The 1,112-nt window shown below is 70.7% G+C and carries 1 protein-coding gene; it reads right to left on the bottom strand.

The genetic code is table 11. The features are described from left to right. Positions 1–994 (bottom strand): IS481 family transposase (locus ABZ806_RS45115; RefSeq protein ID WP_500226156.1); only part of this gene is annotated, 994 nt, incomplete at its 3' end. Between the last annotated feature and the right edge of the window lie 118 nt (positions 995–1,112).

The raw sequence follows: 1,112 nt of genomic DNA, 5'->3' as shown, positions 1-1,112 counted from the left end.
TGTACTCACTCGTGAGGTTGTGGACACGGCTGGCGGGTGGGCGGCCGCCGAGTGCGGTGTGTCCGCGGTGGTGATTGTAGGTGTGGAGCCATTGCGGGAGTGCTCGGCGGCGTTCGGTTTCGCTGGTGTAGGGGTGGGCGTAGGCCCATTCGTCTAGCAGGGTGCGGTTGTAGCGTTCGACCTTGCCGTTGGTCTGGGGCCGGTAGGGGCGGGTGCGTTTGTGGACGATGCCGGCGGCGGTGAGGGTGTCGCGCCAGAGCCTGGAGCGGTAGCAGGAGCCGTTGTCGGTCAGTACGCGGGCCACGGTGATGCCGTGGTTGCTGAAGAACGCCTGTGCCCGCTGCCAGAAGGCCGCTGCTGATTGTTTGGTCTCGTCGGGGAGGATTTCGGTGTAGGCCAGGCGGGAGTGGTCGTCGACGGCGTTGTGCAGGTAGGCGTAGCCCAGGTTGGGGCGGCCGTGGACGGTGCGGGGCCGGGCGGGGTCGCGGTGGGCGGAGGAGTTGCGGCCGCCGGTGGCGCGGCCGTGGACGCGGTGGCCGCCGCCGTCGGGGATGTTGCCGAGTTTCTTGATGTCGACGTGCACCAGGTCGCCGGGTGCGGGGTGTTCGTAGCGGCGGACGGGCCGGCCGGTGGCGCGGTCCAGGTGCGCCAGTCGGGCCAGGCCGTAGCGGGTCAGCACCCGGTGCACGGTGGCCGGGTTGAGGCCGAGCAGGTCGGCGATGCGGGCGGGCCCCCATCGGCGCAGCACCCGGACCTTGACGATCCGCCGCTCGGTACGGGTGGGGGTGCGGCGTGGACTGTGGCGAGGTCGGCTGGACCGGTCGGCCATCCCCGCCTCGCCCTGCTGCCGGTAGCGGCCGGCCCACCGTTTGGCCGTGGTGGGTGAGACCTGGAACCTCTCGGCGGCCCGCCGCAACGGCCAGTGGTCATCGACCACACAACGGGCCAGGCGCAGGCGGCCGGTCTCGGTCAGCGGGGCGTTACGGTGGGGCATGAGGGCCTCCTGGGGGCTGGGCGTAGATCTCGCAATCCACACCGAACCCGGAGGCCCTCCCTCACGCCAAGATCATCGGCAGCATGTCGCCACGTCCACAACCTCTGTGGTCAGTACA

Origin of the sequence: Spirillospora sp. NPDC047418 (genome assembly GCF_040643275.1) — a bacterium.
Lineage (GTDB): Bacteria > Actinomycetota > Actinomycetes > Streptosporangiales > Streptosporangiaceae > Spirillospora.
This window is presented reverse-complemented; position numbering and strand designations above follow the sequence as displayed.